Here is a 21,783-nt window from a genome sequence, read left to right on the forward strand (position 1 = left end):
GCTATTGGCGAATATGGGAAGTTATTTAATATTATTCTTCTCATTGGATTCCATTGTGGAATAGTTCTCTTGCCATATTTTACTGTATTTAAACAATTCCTTGAACTCAGTTTCTTTCTCAGACTTCATTTGTTCAAAGTATCCACCAGCCATTGTTACCATTAAATATTTGTTATTGATACTTGACATTGATTTCATTGAATCTTTAATTTGTTCTATCTGATCGTCAGAAAGATAAATAGAATATTTCTCTATAAATTTTATAAAATCTTTATCAAAATCTTTATTTCTTTTGCGAACCTCTGCTATTTGTTCATCACGCATTCTCCAACTTACTAAATCTAGATAGTAATTTTTTGCTTCTGGGCGTTCTTTTAATTCCTCTTTTTCTTCTTCTGTTAAGTAGTGATCTGCTTGTTCCTCTAACTCCTTAAGAAAAATCTTTGGTGGGCTATTATCGTAGCCGAGAAGATAGCCAACCGATACTCCAAAATGACGAGCCAAAGAATTCCATATTTCTTGATTTCTTGGTTTTCTAGTTCCATTTTCATAGTACATTAATTGGCTATCCGAAACAGAAATATTATAAGTATCTTTTAAAATAGTCCTTAGTTTATTTAGAGATAAATTTTCTTTTTCTCTTAATTCTTTTAATCTATTTTTAACCTTTAACTCATTTACTTTATTTTTCATTTTTTGACCTAATCTTGATTACTTTTAGTTAGATTATATCATAGTGAATAGAAAATGGCTATAAAAATATTCTCAAAAAAAGAACGTTTAGCACTTGACATTCTCAAAATAAGATTATATAATCAATTTGTTCTTGAATTGAGAATGAATTTTAAGAAAGGAGAAAGAAAAATGATTATTACACAAGAACAAGCAAAAGCTTTACGTAGAAAAAAAGCTGATTTACAATTAAAAAATTATGAGTTTGCTTTTGAAATTGGCGTTGCTCCTAGAACTGTTCCTAAAATTCTTAACGGAGATTATAAAGCACCAAATAGAATTTACGCAAGTGTAATGGAATGGTTAGCAAAGGATTATTAGAAAGGAGCGAACCAATCGCAATACTTCAATACATTTACAAATTTCTCATGTGGTGCTTTACCACTGGGGATTGACGCAACAAAAAAAGTCACTTGCTCAAATTTTGGTCGAGGAGAGCAAGCGACTGGATCAAGAATATAGATATTTTTCTATATCTCCATTATAACAAAAATCAACTATTCAATCAATAACAACTAATGGCAGGCAAGCGGATAGGTTAGTTTTTGAGTAGTAGGTGCTGACACGGCGACTCTAAGCACTTGTTTAATTAAAATGTGGGTGATTACCCACGAAACATCACTACATACGTTCGCCAACTTGGGGTAATCGCCCAGCGTTTGGAGTGGTGCCAATCCTGTATAAGAAACGACATTAAAGGCCAACGGAGGAAAAATATGATAGCAGATAAATTAGAAGCTATTTCAACAAATTTAGAAGAAATACAAGAAATTCTTGTAGGAGATGGAACTGCATTAGCTAAAAGAGAAATCAGCAGGGTATTGAATGACTTGGACGATGTTTATAATGAACTAACTAGCACAGAATACCATGAACAACAGCAAACGCTAAAGGAACAGACGGAAAGGATGAAACAGAGAGTAGTTTCTGAGGTAATAGGAGAATTGGAGTGGGAAGAACGCTCATTTTATGGAAATTATTGGGGTAACACTGATTTTATAAAACTGGTTTCTAGATTTGATGGATTTCTTTTCTTAACCACTTATCTAGCAGAATTGACCAAAGAGAATGTTTATCCTATGGATCATAGTCAATTATTAAATTATGTATGGGAACTTTTAGCAGTTGATATTGCCAAGAAAAAACGAGGTAAAAAAAATCTCTTGGACTTATGGACAAGTTCGATTGGGTACACCCGTGGAATGATGATTCATGAGGAGGGTTAAAATGACACTAGACCTAGACAACATGACACAAGCAGAATTTGATGAAGTAATTGCTGAAATCAAGGATAGAAATCCGAACCTCTTTCAGTTCATCACTGATTTTTTAGATAGAAAGGTAACACCCAAAGAGGTGGACGACTTCCTGAAGATGGAGCGAACTGATCAAGTGGACTATATTAAGAATTATCAAGCGAGGGCATAACATGAATGAACTAGATTTGACCAATACACAGTCGGTAATCTGTATGGTGGTATTAATTGGCTTACTGCTTTATTTAAACCACCGAGACCGCAAAAAAAGCGCCCAATATGAGCGAGAAAACCAACAGACGATAGAAACACCTAGCGAGGATTTAAACCCTTACTACGGCCGTTATATCCAGCTTGCAGGTAAGATTCATAACTAGAAAGGATTGTAATATGCAACTATTATCAAGAGAAGCAGAACTTGAATTACTGGAGAAAGTAGGAGATCACTTAGCTAAAAGGATGGAACTGGAAAAGCAACGTGATGACAACTGGGACTTGATTTCTAGGCCTGAGGTATTAGAGAAGTTAGGTATTAGTGGAACCACGTTAAATAACTGGGAAAAAGAAGGTTTGAAACCTCTTCGTTCGCCATTTGAAAGTAGTAAGAAAGTTTATTACCGCAAGAGTGATATTTACAATTTTCTTGCAGTAGATTAGGAGGTGTAATGAGAATAATAGAGTTTACTATATCAGTTGATAAAATGCCCCTATTTGGCTTTCTCAAGTCAAATCCTACTCAAGTATGGAAGAATGGGGAACACTACAAATTTACCTACTATGAACCTATAGACGAGGCGTTGACGAGTTTTCATTATAAAGACTTGTATGTAGCAATCAAGGAAGAGACCGAGCAAGTAGAGGGCTGGGAACTAGTCAGAGATTTGGATATTGCTTTGGCCAGTCCTGACTTGCTCACAATCCTGAAAGAATTAGAGGTAAACAAATTGACCGAGCAACGACAGGGGCTTGGAGTGGAGTTGAAAGGCTGGATTTTCGATCTAATTTGTAATGGCATTTATACCAGAAACGAGACTTCACTCTTTGTCAGACTGCTATTTGTGAATGGCTACAGTTTTAGTCAGCTGGTGGACTTGTTTTCTGCAATCGTAAAAAGAAAAGACCTAGCAAGCTATTTTTTAGAAGTAGCAAAAATATTTTATAAGGAGGTAGCATTTGAATATTAGGGACAAATTGAACAAGATAATTAAAATGAACTGGACAGAGACAGACTTTGGCTGCTCAAAATTGAAAGCAGACTATAAAAGGCAATTATCAGATATTTGGCAGTTAGATAGCTTGAATAAACTTCATTATCAGAGTAAGGAAATAACTATCTCTTCTAGTGAAGTTATGTATAGTGCGGATGTAAATGGGAAAGAAATCAATTTTATATCCGCAAAAATAAAGCCAAAGAAAAAGGATGATAATGTAAGTATTTCTTTTAAAAAAAACTTTCCACCGTTCGCTAAATTAGTAATCGATTATCTTTTAGGTAGATATGAGCTTTATAATGGTCAATTATATGATGTGAACAACAGGCAGGCCAAAATGATTGATGATATAAAATTGGCAAATCTATATGGATTTAAGCATGATACCGAGTTTGTATTGGATATTTTAAAAGGAATTGATAAACATTTCCATATTGAGCCAATCAGAGTTCTAAAACCATTTCAGATTGCTGGGAATGATTTTGTTATTGATTTGGAGAAACACACGTTGACCAGATGTGTTTTGAATAATGAGATTTCATTTTTTAAGTATTATCCAGTTGATTTTGAAACTGCTAAGAGTAGTAAAAAGATTGCCAATAAATTTTTACACTACGTTATTGAAGATCCTGACAGTTTCCACAATGCACAATTACAGACATACTACATAGCACAAGTTGCCAGTGGATTGAAAAACAAAACCAATTTCTTTATAACCAAGTCTGGAATAAGAACGGGTAAAGGATTGAGACATATCGCCTTATCTGGACTGTTTAATAAAATCGATGTTGAACTGGATAACTTGGTTTCACGAGGATTTGACGCTTTGAATGCTTGGGCTATGTTTTCGGGTGGGGAAATGGCCTTAGCGACTGAGCAAGGAGATATTATTGGAGATAAAATTGAGCGTGTTTTAAAAGTAATTGCAACCGAGAAAACACACGTAGCCAGAATTGTAGGAGGAAACCAAGGACTTGTCATGCTTTCTAGTGTTTTGTGTATTGATACCAATAGGAATGTATCTCTTTCAGATGAAATGAACGGGCGCAAAGTATTGATCCAGTATAAGGATAGACCAGCTGGAGAAACTGACTTGGAGCGTGAAGAAGCCTTTGCCGAATATTGGCAGGCATTTACACTACCAGATAAATCACCAAGGATTGAAGGGTGTATCGGTTTCTTGCTATCCAGTCTTGATTATTTCAACGAACAAGAACAGAAATTCATCTGGAAAAATGTTGAGGTGTATAATGGCGATGAAGCACTTGATGATTTTCAGATAGCTTTGATAAATCTACTACAAAAGACTGATTTTGTCCCTAAAACAGATAACTATGTGATTGATGAACTTTATAATAAAACATATGGCAAAAATGCTATTGAAGCAGGGAAAGCATTGACAACTATTGGAGTAGAGAGAAAAAGAAAAAAGCTAGATGGTGAGCTTGTCAGTGGATATATTATTGGTAATCAAAAACGATTTGATACTTTTGTTATCAAAGAAGAAAAGAGGGAATTAAGAGTAGATTTTTCAATTTTTGAAGAACTTGGAGAACTTGAAGGTACACAATGAGTACACAGGTTACACAGGTGGTACACAGGTACCAGTGAACCGCTTCAGTTCAGTAATATCAATGATTTAGCAATATCGGTACACAGGGTACATAGGTTTACCGAGAGTTGAAACAAAAAAAACAAAGATAGATAAAAAAATATAAAAATGGTATATAGAAACCCGTGTACCCTATGTACCAAGCTGAAAACCCTTGAGGTTGTAAGGTTTATAGGGTACACAGGTAGGTACACAGGTAAGATGACCTATGTACCTTTCTAAAATAAAGGAGTAAAAATGAATTTCGTAACCGCAAAAGAATTGACAATAGCTTTAGATAGCTTAAACGAATGGATGGCAGAGAATCCTGATTTAAGATTGACGGATATAAGATTGGGAAAGTGTACTTCAAAAGAAGTCACGTTTAGAGTTGAATATGTAGATTTGAGGAAAGGATATGAGCATGAAAGTTAAATTTTTCTACCATAGTTACATAGATAACAAAGAAAACTTTGAGCAAAGAGTAAATGACTTCATGGCAACTGTTGAAGTGGTAGATGTAAGACATTCAGAGGTTTGTTTGAGTGATGGAAAAAGATTTAAAGCATTTACCAATGTGATGGTATTATACAAGTAGCAACACAGATGAAAGGATAACGAATGGAGATACAAAATGGCTTTATTTATTTTAGAAATTATGGTAAAATAAAACTGTTAGAGATCCCGAAGTTTGGAAGCGTAACGCTTAAAATACAAGATGGCGAGATTGTCTCCAGCGTGGAATCTAAAACAACACAATACAAAAAGAATACTGACTGAAAAAATCAGAGGTATAGCATAAAGTAGAGTAATCTATTTTAGCTATGCCTTTTTTGTTTTTGGAAAGGATGGAGGAAAAAGAAATGCCAACATTGCAGGAAATCAAAGATCAGGTAGATAATCTACGTCAACAATTAGCTATTTTTGATGGTTTTGATGAGGAAATCAAGAAAACACAGGAAGAAGTTGAGTATATCAAAGCTAAAAAAGCTGAAATGCAAACCTTTGAAGATTTTAAAGCGATCAACTCAAAAGAGAAGTACATTGCTGATTTAAGGGAGCAAAAGAAAAAACTTGAATGTGAACGAGTTGGAGATATTGCTACTAAAGCCGTGGGGCTTAGTGTTACACCATATTTTAAAAATGGACTTGAACAAGATAAGACTATTAAAAATCAACGGCAGGAAATCAAGCAGAAATCTATTGAACTGATTGAGTTAATCGAAAACTATAACGAGACATACAAAAACACCGCCCAGAAATTGGTTGATGAAGTCTTAGGAACAGGTATTCAAGAATTGTTTGATAAAATCAATAGTTTGCCAGAATACACACGAAAAAATGGCTATGTTTCATGTGGTGTAGCTAGTTACACTGGTGAAAGTAATCGTTATTTAGATTCTACAGACACTTTGGGTTATATTATTGGACGAATCAGACTATTTGAGGGAGAATAAGAAATGATTGATAAAGAATTAGAAGAAACGATCCGTGAGGTTGAAGAAGAACGCCGTCAAAAAGAGTTTATCGAGAACGTTAACAAGAAACTGGATAGATTAGTGGGCGCTCAGGAAGAAGCTAAATTGAATGATAAGGCTAAAGAGTTTAAGAAAATGGGTTATTTAGAGCGTGTTAACCTTTTAAATAGTGATCCAGACTTATATAATAAGTTGCGTGATAAAGTAAAACGTGGTTTGTAATGCAGAGGGGGAGGAATCCCCCTTTTTACATAAATAAGACAGAATTACACACGAGGTAGGGGAATGAGTAGAAGTTTAAAGGAACGGATCAGAAGATTACAAGAATATGCTTCAAAGATAGAATACGCAACAACAGATGAATGTATATCTTTATACGTGGATTGTTTAAGATTTGCTTTTCAGCAAGATGAAATAAAAATAGATATGGATGATTTCATTAAAACGCCATTTAAAGATATTAAGCTAGCAGACTATAAGAAATCACAAAAACGTATAGATGAACTTAGGGAAATGACTGGGATAAGTGAGTTTCCAGAATTAGAGCAATAAAGAGAGGTGGATTAGTATATGGCAGAATTAAGCAGAAAAAAAGAAATCTTTCTAGCAAACTATCTCATGACTGGTAACGTAAAGAAAGCCAGTGAGATGAGCGATATTACAAGAAAAACGGCATACAATTACTTGAATGACGCAACCTTTAAGAGAATTTACCGTGAAAGACGTAGCGAGCAATTCAAAGAAGCGACTACTTTATTGCAAAATGCAAGCGTTGAGGCAGTCAACGTATTAAGGGAAATCATGCTTGATAGGAATATCAGCCCTTACGCTAGACAGCAAAGCGCCCAGACTATTCTAAACATGGCTTATAAGTCAGTAGAGACTGTTGAAGTTATGGAACAAATCGAGATATTAGAAGCGAGGTTGCCAGAATGAGAGCAATCAAGAAACGCTTGAAACGGTTGAATGAACTGATAATAGCTGATGAAGTTGATATTGTCTTTTTAACTTAAATAGACAGTGGAAAGTTTGAGGTAAGATATAGGATAGGTGGAAAGAATCCTAAAGATTTTATAGAAGTCTATCCAACAAAAGAAGAAGCAGAGAAAGCATTATCCGAGATAAAAAACACAAAAGAGTTGATAATATTCTGGGATAATATCGGTTTTTGTGATGATTGATATAGTGAGGGAAAACAGTGAGAACTATTAAGAAACGTTTAGCAAAGGAGGGGGCGAATGGCTAAAACTAAAGCTAAAGAATGGTTGAATGAAGAAAAACTAGCGCTTGTTTCATATTGGGCAAAAAAAGGTTTGATTGATACGCAAATAGCTGAAAATATAGGCATTGTTCCCTCAACTTTTTATGAATGGAAAAAGAAGTATCCGGAGTTTTCGGAGGCCTTAAAGGACGGTAAAGAGGTAGCAGATGCCCAAGTTGTCAACGCTTTGCATAGGTCAGCTGTTGGATATTATTATTCAGAAGAAACAGTAACAAACACAGGGCAAGTTGTGTCGGTAAGGAAATATAGCAAACCTAACATAACGGCAGGCATCTTTTGGGTTAAAAATCGAGTCCCTGAAGATTGGCGAGATAAACAAGAAATTGAGCAGGTCAATAAAACTATCGAAATCAAGGTAGGTGATTGGGATATTGACGAAGACTAAGCCACCTTTAAAAGAAATAATCGAAATGACAAAAAAAGCACTTAGAATAACCTAAGTGCTCAAGAGTAGTGGACGGTGTGCCTGTCCCGTCATCTCATACTATGAAGTTGCGTAGCGACACTATCATCTCTACCTCACTTCTCTTTAGACTAATTATATCACAAAGGAGCGAACTAATGGAGCTGGATAAGTTTAAAACGATGATGAACGTAAGGGAGCGTATGGCTTACTTTCTGAGATTCCAGAGGATGGCAGGGAGTGAAAACCAAGTTAGTATCGATGAAGAGGCTTGGAAACTTGTCTTACCTGATCAGTGGAATTTGAGTGGTGAACATGAAAAAGCAATCCGTGAGGGGTTGGAGATATTCGCCCACGACATCAACAGCATAGAGAACGAGAGAGCCAGAAAATACTTCATTATCCATTATTGCTACATGAGAAAGAAAACAATGAGCGAATGTGTAGAGATGGCAGGTACTAGCTCCACTAGCTACCACCGATACAAACAGATAGCCGTCTTAAACTTTGCGAGAATCCACCAGAACGGAGAACTAGAAGCATATAAGTAGGCAAATGTAGGCTGAGGCTTCATATTCGCCCCCTATTTTGATTTGTTTCGTACTGGACAACTAAAACACCACGGACAAACTAGAAGCCCTTAGAAACGATTCTGGAGGCTTTTGTGGTTTGAGAGATAATGAGTATTATCCCTTTACAGTACGTGTAATACGTGTTATAATAATACTGTCAGGAGGTAAAAGCGCTATGCCTATGACACAAAAAGAGATGGTCAAACTCCTTACGGCTCATGGTTGGATAAAAACCAAAGGCGGTAAAGGCTCCCATATTAAGATGGAGAAGCTAGGGGAAAGACCTATCACAATCCCTCATGGTGAACTGAATAAGTACACTGAAAGAGGGATAAGAAAGCAAGCTGGGTTATAAACTCAGCCCCTGCTTTTTGATATGGAGGTAGTGAAATGTTAGTTACGTATCCAGCTTTATTTTATTATGACGATACAGACGGGGTAGAAGCGACTTATTTTGTCCATTTTCCAGATTTTGAGTACTCAGCAACACAAGGTGAGGGAATTTCTGAGGCGTTGGCTATGGGTTCGGAGTGGCTAGGGATAACTGTTGCAGATTTAATAGAGAGTGATGGAGATTTACCTCAGCCGTCAGATATCAATAGCTTGTCTTTAATTGATAACGATCCATTTAAAGATGATGAAGATTTTGTATCAACCTATGATATTGATAAATCTTTTATTTCTATGGTATCTGTTGATGTCTCAGAATACCTAGGAAGTCAGGAACCAATTAAAAAGACTTTGACCATACCACGATGGGCGGATAAGTTAGGACGGGAATTAGGACTTAACTTTTCCCAGACTTTGACAGATGCTATTGCAGATAAGAAACTTCAAGCATAAGCAACCTAAGCATGGTATAGTATACCTATCAGCCATTAGCAATAAAAAAAGCACGTTTGACCGTGCTAGTTTCTTGCCTGCTGAACTCATCATTTTAAGTCCCTTTTTGTTACCCTTTATGTTTTCTCAACTTATTTGAATTTAATAGTTTTGGAGAAAATCAAGTTAGATTTAGTGCAGGCTTAGGCCTGTTTTTCTGTACCTAATCACTGCAAGATAACAAAATGCTTTAATTTTAAGAAATATCTTACAGAAAGCCTACAACAGTGGGCTTTTTGCTTTGTCTTAAAACGTTGTTCTCTGGGTTTGTTTAGAGATTTGCTAGTAAGGTTAGTTGTGTATCTAAGTCTATCTATTCCAAGGATGACACGATATTGATGATATAAATCTGGTGTGATATAATATTTTGGCCCCCTCGCTTTAAGGAAGGGAGGTGTTGCCGATGTTAGAAATTATCATCACAATTTTTCTAGCACCCTTAGTAGTCAATATTTTGACAACCTTGTTTGAGAAATGGCTTAACTCACGCAAGAAATAACCTTTAAGGGGCGATAAGCCAAAAAAACCTCAACGCTGGAACGTTGGGGCTTTTTGTTGCCTTGTTAGACAATTATCATCACTATAGACCAATTCTAACACACATCCCCCGATATTTCAAGCTTTTGTTTTGATCTTTCCTCAGAGTGTGTTTGTGGTTTGAGTTCGCTCCACTGAAATCAGAACACGCGCTACTAGCCTCCATTCTATAGCAAAGAAATCAACTCTTTTCTAGGGATTTCCGCCCTCATTTTTTTCTTTTGTGCTAAAATAGACTTATAAATTGAAAATAAGGAATGTTTATGAAATCGGGTAATGGTTTTTGGAAAGGCTGTCTCTATTTTTGGGGCTTCTTGTTCTTACTGGGCCTTTTGGTCCAATATGCTCTTCCGCTTGCAGCTTGTGTACTGCTAGGCTATGGTGGTTATCGTCTCTATAAACGTTGGCGCTATCCTCTTTTGCAGGATGCCTCTCTAGATGATCGAATTGAGCTTTTAAAAGCTCGGATTCGTCAGGCGGACAAGGATATTCAGCAATTAGAGTTAACTTTAGTAGAAAAAGGCTCAGAGTCCTATAAGAGTCTGGCCAATCAAGTATTGATCGAACTGCGGGAAATCCACCAGGAGGCGGATCGACTCAAGTCCTATATCGATGCTGATATCTACAACCGTATTGACAAAAAGGTTCGTACAGTGCGGGCAACTATCGATGTTCAGCTAGAACGTTTGGATAGGGAAAGTCAGGTAGATCTTGAGAATGCGGAGCCAGAGGAATTAGCTCCAGAATTATCCCAGACCTTGGCCAATATTGCCATTGACCATCAGGCAATTTTAGACAAGATTGCCACCTCTGCTGAGGGGGATAAGGAAGAATTGACTGCCATTCATAGTTTGAAGATGGAGAAATTCCAAACGATTTTAGAAGGCTATTTAAAGATTAAGGCCAATCCTAAAAACTATAATCGAGCAGAAGAACGTTTGCAACAAGCTAAAGCAGCTATCGAACAATTTGACCTTGAGCTGGACCAAGTCCTGAGAGAACTCAATGAAACAGATATGCGTGATTTTGATATCAGTCTGCGTATCCTAGAAAAAGATCGTAAAGAATAGGTTAGAAACAAAGGAGTAACCATGACAGAATTTAATTTTGATATTGACCAGATTGCCAATAATACGGTAGCTAAGGTGGATAAAACAACCCAAATCATTGAGACCAATACTGGCTCAGACAAGACCTTGACCTTCCTTGAAAAGTTGAGTCCTGAGCAGCAAGAAGGAATCAAGGCGCACGTGCCCCAGTTAGTAGACCAGTTTGTCACCAATCAAAATGCTCTTTTGGATTTTGGACAATCTGCTGTCGAAGGCGTAAACAATACGGTCAATCGTATCTTGTCAGAACAAAAGAAACTGCAGATTCCCCAAGTGGATGATCTACTCAAAAATACCAACCGTGAGTTGCAAGGCTTTGTAGTCAAATACAAGAACGCTGAAATTGCTGAGTTAGAAGAGAAGCCAAACTTTTTGCAACGATTGTTTAACAAGAGCAAGAATACCTTACAAGAATTTTACTTTGACTCAAAAACAGTGGAGCAAAAGCTCGATGGTATGGCTGCCGCAGTGGTCAAGCAAGAAGATGTGCTAGCTCGAAATATTGTCTCTGCTGAGATGTTGATTGAGGACAATACCAAATCCATTGAAAATCTAGTGGGAGTGATTTCCTTTATCGAAGCCAGCCAGACAGAAGCTGGTAATCGCGCTGCAGAACTGAAATCTCAAGCTGACCAACTCGATACAAGTACGGTAGAATACCAAACCAAGTCACAAGAATTGGCCCGCATGGCTGAAGTGGTCAATACTCTTGAACAACAACATACTGAGTATGTCAGCCGTCTCTATGTTGCCTGGGCAACAACACCTCAGATGCGCAATCTTGTGAAGGTGTCATCTGATATGCGCCAAAAATTGGGCATGCTTCGTTGTAATACGATTCCGACAATGAAGCTTTCTATTGCCCAACTTGGTATTTTGCAACAATCAATGAAATCAGGTGTCGTGGCAGATGCCATTGTCAATGCCAATAATGCTGCCCTTCAGATGCTAGCTGAGACCAGCAAGGAAGTGATTCCGCAGATGGAAAGAATTGCCCAAAGCCCGACAGTCGCTGTTGAGTCTGTTACCAAACTGGCTGAAAGTCTGGTCGCTCAAAACCAAGGTATCGTCGCAGCTATTGAATTGGGACGCCAGAAACGTGCCCAACTAGAAACAACCATCGTCAAGTCCGCAGAAATGATCAATGATTCTGTCAAACTACGCGATGAGAAAATCGTCCAAGCCCTTCTAGACCAAGGAAAGGCCGCTCAGAAAGAAGTACAAGAATGATACACAAGTCCCTTGCAATGTAGATTTGCAGGGGATTTTAGATTCTTTCTATATATTAGAGCCTCTAATTTATTTCACAAAAAATGTAGTCAAAAATGTAGTCATTAGATTGATTTTTATTGTAATGTACTGAAATTAACAAAAAGAAAAAACGCTTGAATTAGCGTTTTTCTTCTGTATTGATTTGTATTGAATGCTTACTTAACTTCTGTAAACACAACGTGTTTGCGAAGTTTTGGTGAGTATTTCTTCAATTGAAGACGGTCTGGAGTGTTACGTTTGTTTTTAGAAGTAAGGTACAAGCGTTCACCAGATTCTTTGTGTTCAAGTGTAATATTTACGCGCATGGTATCTCCCTTCTATTATTCAGCTGATGCAGCTTTAGCGATTTTACGTCCTTTGTAGTATCCTTTAAGTGATACACGGTGAGAACGTGAGTAATCTCCAGTAGTTTCGTCAAAGTTTACAGATGGAGCTGTTACTTTGTAGTGTGTACGACGTTTGTTTTTCTTCGCTTTTGAAGTGCGACGTGCAGGTACTGCCATTTTGATTTCTCCTTTAGGTATTTATATTCGATTCAATCTACTGATTTTCATCAACCATACTAGGATAACACATTTTTTTTGTAAAGTAAAGTTACTTGACAAAAAAAGATGAAAAAATTCTCCTGTCCGACCTAGCAGACAGGAGAAGGTGTTAAATATCAATCTCAAATGGTTCGTCAATGGTTTCTGATACGTATTTTCCGTCTTTTTTCCGTTGCTTGACACATTCTGTGAGGAGATACTCGATTTGCCCATTGACTGAACGAAAGTCGTCTTCTGCCCATGATGCGAGTGCAGCGTATAACTTTGTTGAGAGTCGAAGGGGGATCTGCTTTTTTTTAGCTTCAGCCATCTTTAGTAAAGACTTCCTGTGTTGACAATTGGTTGTGCATCATGATTGCCACAAAGAACGACAAGGAGATTTGAAACCATGGCAGCTTTTCGTTCTTCGTCAAGTTCTATCAATTCCCCTTCATTGAGCCGTTCTAGTGCCATTTCAACCATTCCTACAGCACCATCTACAATCATCTTACGTGCATCAATAATGGCAGATGCTTGTTGGCGTTGAAGCATAACAGCTGCAATTTCTGGTGCATAAGCTAGGTAAGTGATACGTGCTTCAAGGATTTCCAAGCCAGCATCCTCAACACGACTTTGGATTTCTTCACGAATACGGTTAGCTACAATTTCGCTAGAGCCACGGAGGCTACCTTCATCTGCTTGCCCGTCACCCGTAGTATCCACATTAGGAGAGACATCGTAAGGATAGATGCGGACAATATTTCGGAGGGCGCTATCACATTGCAATGAAAGATATTCTTTGTAGTTGTCCACATTGAAGACTGCTTTGGCTGTATCAACAACTCTCCAAGTTACCGCGATCCCGATTTCTACGGGATTTCCTAGACCATCATTGATTTTTTGGCGAGAATTGCTCAGGGTCATAACCTTGAGGGAAATCTGTTTTTTGCCAATTTCAATGTTTACATCATTGCCATTTGATGATTTCATTCCTGACAAAGGAGATTTTGTGCTAACATCACCACTTTGTCCCAGTCTAGTGTGATTTGCAGGGTTGACTGCTACGCTGAAGGGATTAACAAAGTAAAAACCAGGTTCTTTGATGGTACCTGTATAGTTACCAAAAAGGGTCAAAACCAGAGCTTCCTGAGGTTTGACAACTTTTAAACCAGCATGAGCTAGGCCTGCAATTAAGCTTAATAAAAGTCCGATAATAATTCCAAAAATGTTTTCCGAACCAACACCCATTATAAATATAAAGATACCGAGTACGAGCGCCAATTCAATGAGAATCAATGCGAATACACCATTTGGTTTTGAATTGATTAGTTTTTCAGTCATAAGAATGACCTCCTGTCATTTGATATCTAAATGATATCATTTTGTTTTTAAAAATTAATAGAAAGTTGACAAATAATCACTAAAAAGTTTCAGCCCAATAATTACTTGTAGGAGGTGAGATTATATTGTGCTGAAATACTCTTTTATTCTTATAACTTTTACACTATAATTGTAGTTAGAAAGGAAGAGAAATGTTTGATTATAGAGCACTAGTTATTTTGATGACTTTGATGGATCATTGTGAGCTATCATTATATGAATTATCTGTTAAGGTGAGCTTACCTATAAAGGAAGTCAAAGAAGGAATAGATTATTTAGTGCCTTATCTAGCTAATAAAGGGATAGTGCTGGATAAAAAACAAGGTCGCTATAGTTTATCAAATCGTACGAAACAGTCTTTGACAGATATTATTAAGTCGGATGAATTGGTTTTACCAAAGTCGACTCGCTTAGCATTAATCTATCTTTACACTTTTTGCCGATTAGATTTTATATCGAATAATCATTACCAAGACTTTTTGAAAGTAAGTAAGAATACAACCTTATCTGATATTCAATCATTAAGAAAGATTATGTTAGATAATGATTTGGAGCTAGGGTACAGTAGAGCAAAAGGTTATACTTTACACGGTTCAGAGTGGAATAAGCACCGTTTAGCTTTTCAAATGGTTAGTGAGTTGTTGGAATCCTCCATAGGGATTTGGGGGTTGGATTATGTTTTATCCAGTTGGGGGTATTCATTAACTTATGATTTGATTGATCAGGTAGTTAAAGATTATTATGAAAAGCTACAGATAGTACCTATTGTTAATCAATTAAAAGTTTGCCTTTTCGGTTTAGTATTCATTATATGTAGGTATCAAAGGGATGTTGAAAGAGTATGTCTTTCAGAGACATTAGTATCTCCTATTATTCAAGATATAACGACTATTTTATTAGATACAGTAGTTGATTTGGGAATTATAGATACGGTATTTTCAGAGGATGATTATCGCTATGTCACAGTTTTATTATCAAGTTGCTTTGAAGGTGAAGTAGATGTTGCTCCGGTTTACTTTAATCAATTAACAGAGGCTATTGTAAGTAGAATGGAAGATATTTCTTTGTTACATTTTAAACAAAGAGAAGTATTGAGAGAAAATCTTCGCCGCCACCTTATACCGGCTTACTATAGATTAAAGTTCGGCTTACCTAGCTCAAATGAATATGTGTTGCATGTTAAAGAACATTATCCTGATTTATTTGAACTAGTAAAAGATTCTTTGACTCCCTTGATGGACGCTATTGACAAGCCCATACCTGATAGTGAAACAGCATATTTTGTTATCCATTTTGGAGGATATTTAAAGAAAGCAGACAATTTGCCTCAAAAATGTTATAAAGCAGCAATTATCTGTCCTAATGGAATTAGTTCTTCATTGATGATAAAAGAGAATCTATTAGCATTATTCCCTCAAATTGAGTTTATAGGAACCTCAAAGATTGATGATTTATATGCGAAAACTAGTAGTGACTATGATATGGTTTTTTCTACTATAAAGGTGGATACAGAGAAGCCAAATTATCTAGTTTCTGTTATGATGACGGAAGAACAAACAACACAGTTAGTTGAATTGGTATCAAAAGATTTCCCAGATACAGGTTATCGAGATATTGAGCTTAATCAGATAATTAGCATAGTAAGACGATATAGTGTAATCACACAAGAATTAGAGTTAAAATTAGCATTAAAGAGGTATCTCTATCAAGAAATGAACAGAAAGGAAGTGTTACCATTGTTAGAAGAATTAATTACAAAAGAAACTTATCAGGTTAGTTCGGAAAAATTAGGATGGAAGGAGGCAATTCGTTTAGCAGCTAAACCGCTTTTGGATCAACATAAGATAACTGAGAACTACCCTGAGGCAATGATTCAAAAAGTAGAAGAGTTTGGGCCTTTTATTAATTTAGGGAAGGGAGTAGCAATTCCTCACGCTCGGCCAGATGAAGGTGTGAATGAAATAGGAATGTCAATGTTAGTTTTGGAAGAACCGATTTATTTATTGGATAATCCAGAACAAGAGGTAAGATTGTTGATTTGTATTGCAGCTATTGATAATGAGAGTCATTTAAAGGCTTTGTCACATTTAACAACAATTTTAAGAGATAAAAATCATGTTCAAACTTTAATATCATCAAAAAACTATGATGACATTGAAATGATAATTAAACAGGAGGATTAGATAATGTTAAAAATTGGTACAGCTTGTGGTTCAGGATTAGGTTCAAGTTTTATGGTACAGATGAATATTGAATCTGTATTGAGTGATTTGAATGTTTCAGATGTAGAAGTTGAACACTATGATTTAGGTGGAGCAGATCCAAATGCAGCTGATATTTGGATTGTTGGTCGTGATTTAGCTGATTCAGCTAGTCATCTTGGAGATGTTCGTATCTTAAATAGTATTATTGATATGGATGAACTACGAGAATTAATTACTAAACTTTGTGAAGAAAAAGGACTTATTTAGGAGGCTAGCGTCATGATGAAGTTCATATTGGATATTGTTAGTACACCAGCTATTTTAGTAGCTTTAATTGCAATCTTAGGATTAGTTCTTCAGAAGAAGAAATTACCTGATATTATTAAAGGTGGAATTAAGACCTTTGTTGGTTTCTTAGTTGTATCTGGTGGTGCAGGAATTGTACAAAATTCTTTGAATCCATTTGGTACCATGTTTGAACATGCTTTTCATTTATCTGGAGTTGTACCGAATAATGAAGCAATTGTAGCAGTAGCTTTAACCACATATGGCTCAGCTACTGCAATGATTATGTTTGCAGGTATGGTATTCAATATCTTAATTGCTCGTTTTACTCGATTCAAATATATCTTTTTAACAGGGCACCACACTCTATATATGGCGTGTATGATTGCGGTCATTTTATCAGTTGCTGGCTTTACAAGTTTGCCTCTTATCTTACTAGGAGGATTAGCACTCGGTATTATTATGAGTGTTTCCCCGGCATTTGTGCAAAAATATATGGTTCAATTAACTGGAAATGACAAGGTGGCTTTAGGTCATTTCAGTTCTTTGGGATATTGGTTAAGTGGTTTCACTGGTAGCCTTATCGGTGACAAATCAAAATCAACAGAGGACATTAAATTTCCAAAGAGTTTAGCTTTTTTACGTGATAGTACTGTTAGTATTACTTTATCTATGGCAGTTATTTACATTATTGTAGCTATCTTTGCAGGGTCAGAATATATAGAAAAAGAAATCAGTAATGGTACAAGTGGTCTAGTTTATGCTTTACAATTAGCAGGTCAATTTGCAGCAGGTGTATTTGTTATTTTAGCAGGTGTTCGCCTTATTTTGGGTGAAATTGTTCCAGCCTTTAAAGGTATTTCAGAGCGTCTTGTACCTAATTCAAAACCTGCTTTGGATTGTCCGATTGTTTATACTTATGCACCTAATGCAGTCCTAATTGGATTTATCTCTAGTTTTGTTGGTGGTTTAGTAAGTATGGCAATTATGATTGCTTCAGGAACGGTTGTCATCTTACCAGGCGTTGTGCCTCATTTCTTCTGTGGAGCGACTGCAGGTGTCATTGGGAATGCATCTGGTGGTGTTCGTGGAGCCACTATTGGAGCATTTTTACAAGGTATTTTAATTAGTTTTCTTCCAGTCTTTTTAATGCCAGTTTTGGGAGGACTTGGTTTCCAAGGGTCAACTTTCTCAGATGCAGATTTTGGTCTATCAGGAATTATTTTAGGAATGTTGAATCAATTTGGCTCGCAAGCAGGCATTGTTATTGGTCTTGTTCTTATTCTAGCAGTTATGTTTGGAGTATCCTTTATTAAAAAGCCATCTGCAAAGGAGGAATAAGGGATGATTTTAAGTGAAAATAGAGAAGATGAGTTAAGAAAATTTGCAACAAAAATCCGATTAAATACTCTTAGAACATTGAATCATCTTGGATTCGGCCATTATGGAGGGAGTCTGTCTATAGTAGAAGTTTTAGCAGTGCTTTATGGTGAAATAATGCCGATGACTCCAGAAATATTTGCGTCACGAGATAGAGATTATTTTGTTTTATCCAAGGGACATGCTGGACCAGCTTTGTACAGCACACTCTATTTGAATGGTTTCTTTGACAAAGAATTCTTATATTCTTTAAATACAAATGGAACCAAATTACCGTCTCATCCTGATAGAAATCTAACGCCGGGCATAGATATGACAACTGGCTCTTTAGGACAGGGAATTAGTGTTGCAACCGGACTTGCATATGGTCAGAGAATAAGAAAAAGTCCCTTTTATACCTATGCTATTGTTGGAGATGGTGAGTTAAATGAGGGACAATGTTGGGAGGCTATACAGTTTGCTTCTCATCAACAGTTATCTAATTTAATTGTATTTGTAGACGATAACAAAAAACAATTAGATGGTTTTACAAAGGATATTTGTAATCCAGGTGATTTTGTAGAAAAATTCTCAGCATTTGGGTTTGAATCCATTAGGGTCAATGGTTCAGATATTAGAGAAATTTATGAAGGGATTATCCAATTAAAACAGTCAAATAATTCATCCCCTAAGTGTATTGTATTAGATACTATTAAAGGTCAAGGAGTTCGAGAGCTGGAAGAAATGAAATCCAATCATCATCTTCGCCCTACTGTAGAGGAGAGACAAATGTTAACTTCAGTTGTAGAAAGATTAAGTCAGGAATTGGAGGAAACAGAATGATGAGAAGTACGAAAGAATTACGACATGTGTATAGAGATTTCCTTCTAGAGGCTAACCAAAGTTATTCTGATATAGTAGTTTTAGAAGCAGATTTGTCAAGTTCTATGGCTACTAATAATCTTGAAAAGGACTTTAGAGACCGTTATGTGAATGTTGGAATCATGGAAGCAGAAATGGTCGGGCTTGCAGCAGGTTTATCTATTCAGGGGTTTAGACCTTATCTTCATACATTTGGCCCTTTTGCTTCACGAAGAGTATTTGATCAATTATTTATTTCTCTTGGATACGCACAATTGGATGCCACTGTGATTGGATCAGATGCAGGAGTAACTGCAGAAATGAATGGTGGGACACATATGCCATTTGAAGAAATTGGATTGTTACGTTTAATTCCTAAATCAATCATTTTCGAAGCAACTGATGATATCCAATTTCGTGAAATCTTGAACCAGACATTAGACTTAAAAGGACTAAAATATATTCGAACAATTAGAAAAGCTCCAGAGGCTGTATATCAAGGTGGAGAAGATTTTTCTAAAGGCTACATTGAGTTAAGACACGGTGAAGATGTTGTAATAGTTGCTTCTGGCATAATGGTTGCTCCAAGTATTCGAGTTGCGGATGAACTGTTTAAATTAGGTTATTCAGTAGGTGTGATAGATTTATTTAGAATCAAACCGATACCAGAACAGATAAAAACAATGTTAAGTGGAAAAACTATATTTACTGTAGAAAACCACAATCAGATAGGTGGAATTGGCAGTGCTTTATGTGAATTATTCTCTGATGATGGAATAACAAAAATTCATCGGATGGGTGTTCAAGAAAGATTCGGTCAAGTAGGGAAAATGGATTATCTTCTTAATGAATATGGTTTGAGTGAATCGAATATAAAAGAGAAAGTTCTAGAGTTTTATAATGCAAGATAGATGTTAAATACACTTATCTGAAAGAACTTCTGTAAAAATTACATTACGTTATTTAAAGCAAGCGGATTAAAAGCATATTCTGGTAATCAGAAAGTGCCCTGATCCGCTTTGTTGTTTTTAATTTAAAATGTTTATATGTGTATAGAATTTTCTGAAAATTCAAGAATTTTCTTCTGTTCATTGCCTTTAAAATGTGCTATAATAGTAAAAACTGAAATGGGAGGGATAAGATGACTGAATTAGATAAACGTCACCGCAGTAGCATTTATGACAGCATGGTAAAATCACCAAACCGTGCCATGCTTCGTGCGACTGGTATGACAGATAAGGACTTTGAAACACCGATTGTAGGGGTTATTTCGACCTGGGCGGAAAATACACCATGTAACATTCACTTGCATGATTTCGGGAAATTGGCTAAAGAGGGTGTCAAATCAGCAGGTGCTTGGCCTGTGCAGTTTGGGACTATCACTGTAGCGGACGGGATTGCTATGGGAACGCCTGGTATGCGTTTCTCTTTGACATCTCGTGATATCATCGCGGACTCTATCGAGGCGGCGATGGGTGGTCACAACGTCGATGCCTTTGTCGCTATCGGTGGCTGTGACAAGAACATGCCTGGTTCTATGATTGCTATTGCTAATATGGATATCCCAGCTATTTTCGCCTATGGTGGAACCATTGCACCGGGAAATCTTGATGGCAAAGACATCGACTTGGTTTCTGTTTTTGAAGGTATCGGAAAATGGAATCACGGTGACATGACGGCTGAGGATGTGAAACGTCTTGAATGTAATGCCTGCCCTGGCCCTGGTGGCTGTGGTGGTATGTACACAGCTAATACCATGGCGACTGCTATCGAAGTTCTCGGTATGAGTTTGCCAGGCTCTTCATCTCATCCAGCTGAATCAGCTGACAAGAAAGAAGATATCGAAGCAGCAGGACGTGCTGTTGTTAAGATGTTGGAACTAGGTCTTAAACCATCAGATATCTTGACTCGTGAAGCCTTTGAAGATGCTATCACTGTAACTATGGCTCTAGGTGGTTCTACAAACGCCACTCTTCACTTGCTTGCCATTGCCCATGCTGCCAATGTTGACTTGTCACTTGAGGACTTCAATACGATTCAAGAACGTGTGCCTCACTTGGCTGACTTGAAACCATCTGGTCAGTATGTCTTCCAAGATCTCTACGAAGTCGGTGGTGTGCCTGCGGTTATGAAATATCTCTTGGCAAATGGTTTCCTTCATGGAGACCGCATCACATGTACTGGTAAGACTGTCGCTGAGAACTTGGCTGACTTTGCAGACCTCACTCCAGGTCAAAAAGTTATTATGCCACTTGAAAATCCAAAACGTGCGGATGGTCCGCTTATCATCTTGAACGGGAACCTTGCCCCTGACGGTGCGGTTGCCAAGGTATCAGGTGTGAAAGTGCGTCGTCACGTTGGACCAGCTAAGGTCTTTGACTCAGAAGAAGATGCTATTCAGGCCGTTCTGACAGATGAAATCGTTGATGGCGATGTAGTCGTTGTTCGTTTCGTTGGACCTAAGGGTGGTCCTGGTATGCCTGAGATGCTGTCACTTTCATCAATGATTGTTGGTAAAGGTCAAGGAGACAAGGTTGCCCTCTTGACAGATGGACGCTTCTCTGGTGGTACTTATGGTCTGGTTGTTGGACATATCGCTCCTGAAGCTCAGGATGGTGGACCAATTGCCTACCTTCGTACAGGCGATATCGTTACGGTTGACCAAGATACCAAAGAAATTTCCATGGCCGTATCCGAAGAAGAACTTGAAAAACGCAAGGCAGAAACAACCTTGCCACCGCTTTACAGTCGTGGTGTCCTCGGTAAATATGCCCATATCGTATCATCTGCTTCACGCGGAGCCGTGACAGACTTCTGGAATATGGACAAGTCAGGTAAAAAATAA

31 protein-coding genes are annotated in these 21,783 nt (G+C 37.2%); 26 read left to right on the forward strand and 5 right to left on the reverse strand.

The genetic code is table 11. From position 1 onward, the window contains the following. Window positions 1-21 precede the first annotated feature (21 nt). Complete coding sequence (locus tag B7696_RS03420; protein WP_084862152.1) at window positions 22-693, reverse strand: helix-turn-helix domain-containing protein; 672 nt, start codon at window positions 691-693, stop codon at window positions 22-24. A 171-nt stretch (window positions 694-864) separates the two neighbouring features. Here B7696_RS03420 and B7696_RS03425 point away from each other — a divergent pair, with 171 nt between their 5' ends. From B7696_RS03425 to B7696_RS03515, 20 genes are all read left to right on the forward strand, one after another. After that, window positions 865-1,053, forward strand: a complete 189-nt coding sequence (locus tag B7696_RS03425; protein WP_084862322.1) for a DNA-binding protein — start codon at window positions 865-867, stop codon at window positions 1,051-1,053. A gap of 395 nt (window positions 1,054-1,448) precedes the next feature. Continuing rightward, window positions 1,449-1,958 carry a hypothetical protein gene (locus B7696_RS03435; RefSeq protein ID WP_084862154.1) on the forward strand — a complete coding sequence of 170 codons (510 nt, stop codon included), beginning with the start codon at window positions 1,449-1,451 and terminating at the stop codon, window positions 1,956-1,958. A 1-nt stretch (window position 1,959) separates the two neighbouring features. After that, on the forward strand, window positions 1,960-2,160 hold the full coding sequence (locus tag B7696_RS03440; protein WP_084862156.1) for a hypothetical protein: 201 nt from the start codon (window positions 1,960-1,962) through the stop codon (window positions 2,158-2,160). A gap of 1 nt (window position 2,161) precedes the next feature. Next, window positions 2,162-2,365 carry a hypothetical protein gene (locus tag B7696_RS03445; protein ID WP_084862157.1) on the forward strand — a complete coding sequence of 68 codons (204 nt, stop codon included), beginning with the start codon at window positions 2,162-2,164 and terminating at the stop codon, window positions 2,363-2,365. Between the two features lie 13 nt (window positions 2,366-2,378). Continuing rightward, a complete protein-coding gene (locus tag B7696_RS03450; RefSeq protein WP_084862159.1) occupies window positions 2,379-2,645 on the forward strand; it encodes a helix-turn-helix transcriptional regulator in 267 nt (88 codons plus the stop codon). Window positions 2,646-2,653: 8 nt separating this feature from the next. Further along, a complete protein-coding gene (locus tag B7696_RS03455; protein WP_084862161.1) occupies window positions 2,654-3,172 on the forward strand; it encodes a hypothetical protein in 519 nt (172 codons plus the stop codon). A 25-nt stretch (window positions 3,173-3,197) separates the two neighbouring features. Continuing rightward, complete coding sequence (locus tag B7696_RS03460; RefSeq protein ID WP_142358824.1) at window positions 3,198-4,772, forward strand: phage resistance protein; 1,575 nt, start codon at window positions 3,198-3,200, stop codon at window positions 4,770-4,772. A gap of 276 nt (window positions 4,773-5,048) precedes the next feature. Continuing rightward, window positions 5,049-5,225, forward strand: a complete 177-nt coding sequence (locus B7696_RS10310; protein WP_158086159.1) for a hypothetical protein — start codon at window positions 5,049-5,051, stop codon at window positions 5,223-5,225. Then, complete coding sequence (locus tag B7696_RS10315; RefSeq protein WP_158086160.1) at window positions 5,215-5,388, forward strand: hypothetical protein; 174 nt, start codon at window positions 5,215-5,217, stop codon at window positions 5,386-5,388. Before B7696_RS10310 ends, B7696_RS10315 begins: the two co-directional genes overlap by 11 nt. Window positions 5,389-5,411: 23 nt before the next feature. Then, complete coding sequence (locus tag B7696_RS10125; RefSeq protein ID WP_142358825.1) at window positions 5,412-5,570, forward strand: DUF2292 domain-containing protein; 159 nt, start codon at window positions 5,412-5,414, stop codon at window positions 5,568-5,570. 68 nt (window positions 5,571-5,638) lie between these two features. Then, complete coding sequence (locus tag B7696_RS03465) at window positions 5,639-6,247, forward strand: hypothetical protein (protein WP_239822188.1); 609 nt, start codon at window positions 5,639-5,641, stop codon at window positions 6,245-6,247. A gap of 3 nt (window positions 6,248-6,250) precedes the next feature. After that, on the forward strand, window positions 6,251-6,490 hold the full coding sequence (locus B7696_RS03470) for a hypothetical protein (RefSeq protein WP_084862167.1): 240 nt from the start codon (window positions 6,251-6,253) through the stop codon (window positions 6,488-6,490). A 63-nt stretch (window positions 6,491-6,553) separates the two neighbouring features. Next, the gene (locus B7696_RS03475; RefSeq protein ID WP_084862169.1) at window positions 6,554-6,820 is read left to right on the forward strand and encodes a hypothetical protein; all 267 of its coding nucleotides are present in this window, start codon (window positions 6,554-6,556) and stop codon (window positions 6,818-6,820) included. A gap of 18 nt (window positions 6,821-6,838) precedes the next feature. Beyond that, complete coding sequence (locus B7696_RS03480; RefSeq protein WP_084862171.1) at window positions 6,839-7,204, forward strand: replication protein; 366 nt, start codon at window positions 6,839-6,841, stop codon at window positions 7,202-7,204. A gap of 302 nt (window positions 7,205-7,506) precedes the next feature. Continuing rightward, window positions 7,507-7,935, forward strand: a complete 429-nt coding sequence (locus B7696_RS03490) for a helix-turn-helix domain-containing protein (protein ID WP_084862173.1) — start codon at window positions 7,507-7,509, stop codon at window positions 7,933-7,935. 176 nt (window positions 7,936-8,111) lie between these two features. After that, window positions 8,112-8,504, forward strand: coding sequence for an ArpU family phage packaging/lysis transcriptional regulator (locus B7696_RS03495; RefSeq protein ID WP_084862174.1), 393 nt, complete (start codon window positions 8,112-8,114; stop codon window positions 8,502-8,504). A gap of 196 nt (window positions 8,505-8,700) precedes the next feature. After that, window positions 8,701-8,880 carry a type II toxin-antitoxin system HicA family toxin gene (locus B7696_RS03500; protein WP_192856278.1) on the forward strand — a complete coding sequence of 60 codons (180 nt, stop codon included), beginning with the start codon at window positions 8,701-8,703 and terminating at the stop codon, window positions 8,878-8,880. Between the two features lie 35 nt (window positions 8,881-8,915). Then, window positions 8,916-9,368 (forward strand): type II toxin-antitoxin system HicB family antitoxin, encoded by a 453-nt coding sequence (locus B7696_RS03505; RefSeq protein ID WP_084862176.1) that lies wholly within the window; start codon window positions 8,916-8,918, stop codon window positions 9,366-9,368. Between the two features lie 839 nt (window positions 9,369-10,207). Then, the gene (locus B7696_RS03510; RefSeq protein ID WP_084862178.1) at window positions 10,208-11,014 is read left to right on the forward strand and encodes a coiled-coil domain-containing protein; all 807 of its coding nucleotides are present in this window, start codon (window positions 10,208-10,210) and stop codon (window positions 11,012-11,014) included. 21 nt (window positions 11,015-11,035) lie between these two features. Further along, window positions 11,036-12,283 (forward strand): toxic anion resistance protein, encoded by a 1,248-nt coding sequence (locus tag B7696_RS03515; RefSeq protein WP_084862180.1) that lies wholly within the window; start codon window positions 11,036-11,038, stop codon window positions 12,281-12,283. A 197-nt stretch (window positions 12,284-12,480) separates the two neighbouring features. On the opposite strand, the gene rpmG is transcribed toward B7696_RS03515, so the two are convergent. The 4 genes from rpmG to B7696_RS03535 all read right to left on the reverse strand — a co-directional run bounded on the left by rpmG (window position 12,481) and on the right by B7696_RS03535 (window position 14,190). Then, entirely contained in the window at window positions 12,481-12,630 is a 150-nt protein-coding gene (rpmG, locus tag B7696_RS03520) for a 50S ribosomal protein L33 (RefSeq protein ID WP_001265622.1), read from the reverse strand. Between the two features lie 15 nt (window positions 12,631-12,645). Next, the gene (gene rpmF, locus B7696_RS03525; RefSeq protein ID WP_000290417.1) at window positions 12,646-12,828 is read right to left on the reverse strand and encodes a 50S ribosomal protein L32; all 183 of its coding nucleotides are present in this window, start codon (window positions 12,826-12,828) and stop codon (window positions 12,646-12,648) included. Between the two features lie 151 nt (window positions 12,829-12,979). After that, the gene (locus tag B7696_RS03530; protein ID WP_000796544.1) at window positions 12,980-13,180 is read right to left on the reverse strand and encodes a type II toxin-antitoxin system antitoxin; all 201 of its coding nucleotides are present in this window, start codon (window positions 13,178-13,180) and stop codon (window positions 12,980-12,982) included. Between the two features lie 2 nt (window positions 13,181-13,182). Then, complete coding sequence (locus B7696_RS03535) at window positions 13,183-14,190, reverse strand: SPFH domain-containing protein (RefSeq protein WP_084862182.1); 1,008 nt, start codon at window positions 14,188-14,190, stop codon at window positions 13,183-13,185. 191 nt (window positions 14,191-14,381) lie between these two features. Here B7696_RS03535 and B7696_RS03540 point away from each other — a divergent pair, with 191 nt between their 5' ends. The 6 genes from B7696_RS03540 (at window position 14,382) to ilvD (ending at window position 21,783) form a co-directional block, all read left to right on the forward strand. Continuing rightward, the gene (locus B7696_RS03540; protein WP_024056491.1) at window positions 14,382-16,412 is read left to right on the forward strand and encodes a BglG family transcription antiterminator; all 2,031 of its coding nucleotides are present in this window, start codon (window positions 14,382-14,384) and stop codon (window positions 16,410-16,412) included. A gap of 3 nt (window positions 16,413-16,415) precedes the next feature. Then, entirely contained in the window at window positions 16,416-16,700 is a 285-nt protein-coding gene (locus tag B7696_RS03545; protein WP_000912476.1) for a PTS sugar transporter subunit IIB, read from the forward strand. A gap of 12 nt (window positions 16,701-16,712) precedes the next feature. After that, window positions 16,713-18,059, forward strand: coding sequence for a PTS ascorbate transporter subunit IIC (locus B7696_RS03550; RefSeq protein ID WP_024056492.1), 1,347 nt, complete (start codon window positions 16,713-16,715; stop codon window positions 18,057-18,059). A gap of 3 nt (window positions 18,060-18,062) precedes the next feature. Then, on the forward strand, window positions 18,063-18,920 hold the full coding sequence (locus B7696_RS03555) for a transketolase (RefSeq protein ID WP_024056493.1): 858 nt from the start codon (window positions 18,063-18,065) through the stop codon (window positions 18,918-18,920). Continuing rightward, window positions 18,917-19,849 (forward strand): transketolase family protein, encoded by a 933-nt coding sequence (locus tag B7696_RS03560; protein WP_000986407.1) that lies wholly within the window; start codon window positions 18,917-18,919, stop codon window positions 19,847-19,849. The genes B7696_RS03555 and B7696_RS03560 overlap by 4 nt, the downstream gene beginning before the upstream one ends. Before the next feature lie 230 nt (window positions 19,850-20,079). Next, complete coding sequence (gene ilvD, locus B7696_RS03565) at window positions 20,080-21,783, forward strand: dihydroxy-acid dehydratase (protein WP_000137343.1); 1,704 nt, start codon at window positions 20,080-20,082, stop codon at window positions 21,781-21,783.

The sequence above is a fragment of the Streptococcus mitis genome, assembly GCF_002096815.1.
GTDB classification, from domain to species: Bacteria; Bacillota; Bacilli; order Lactobacillales; family Streptococcaceae; genus Streptococcus; species Streptococcus mitis_AD.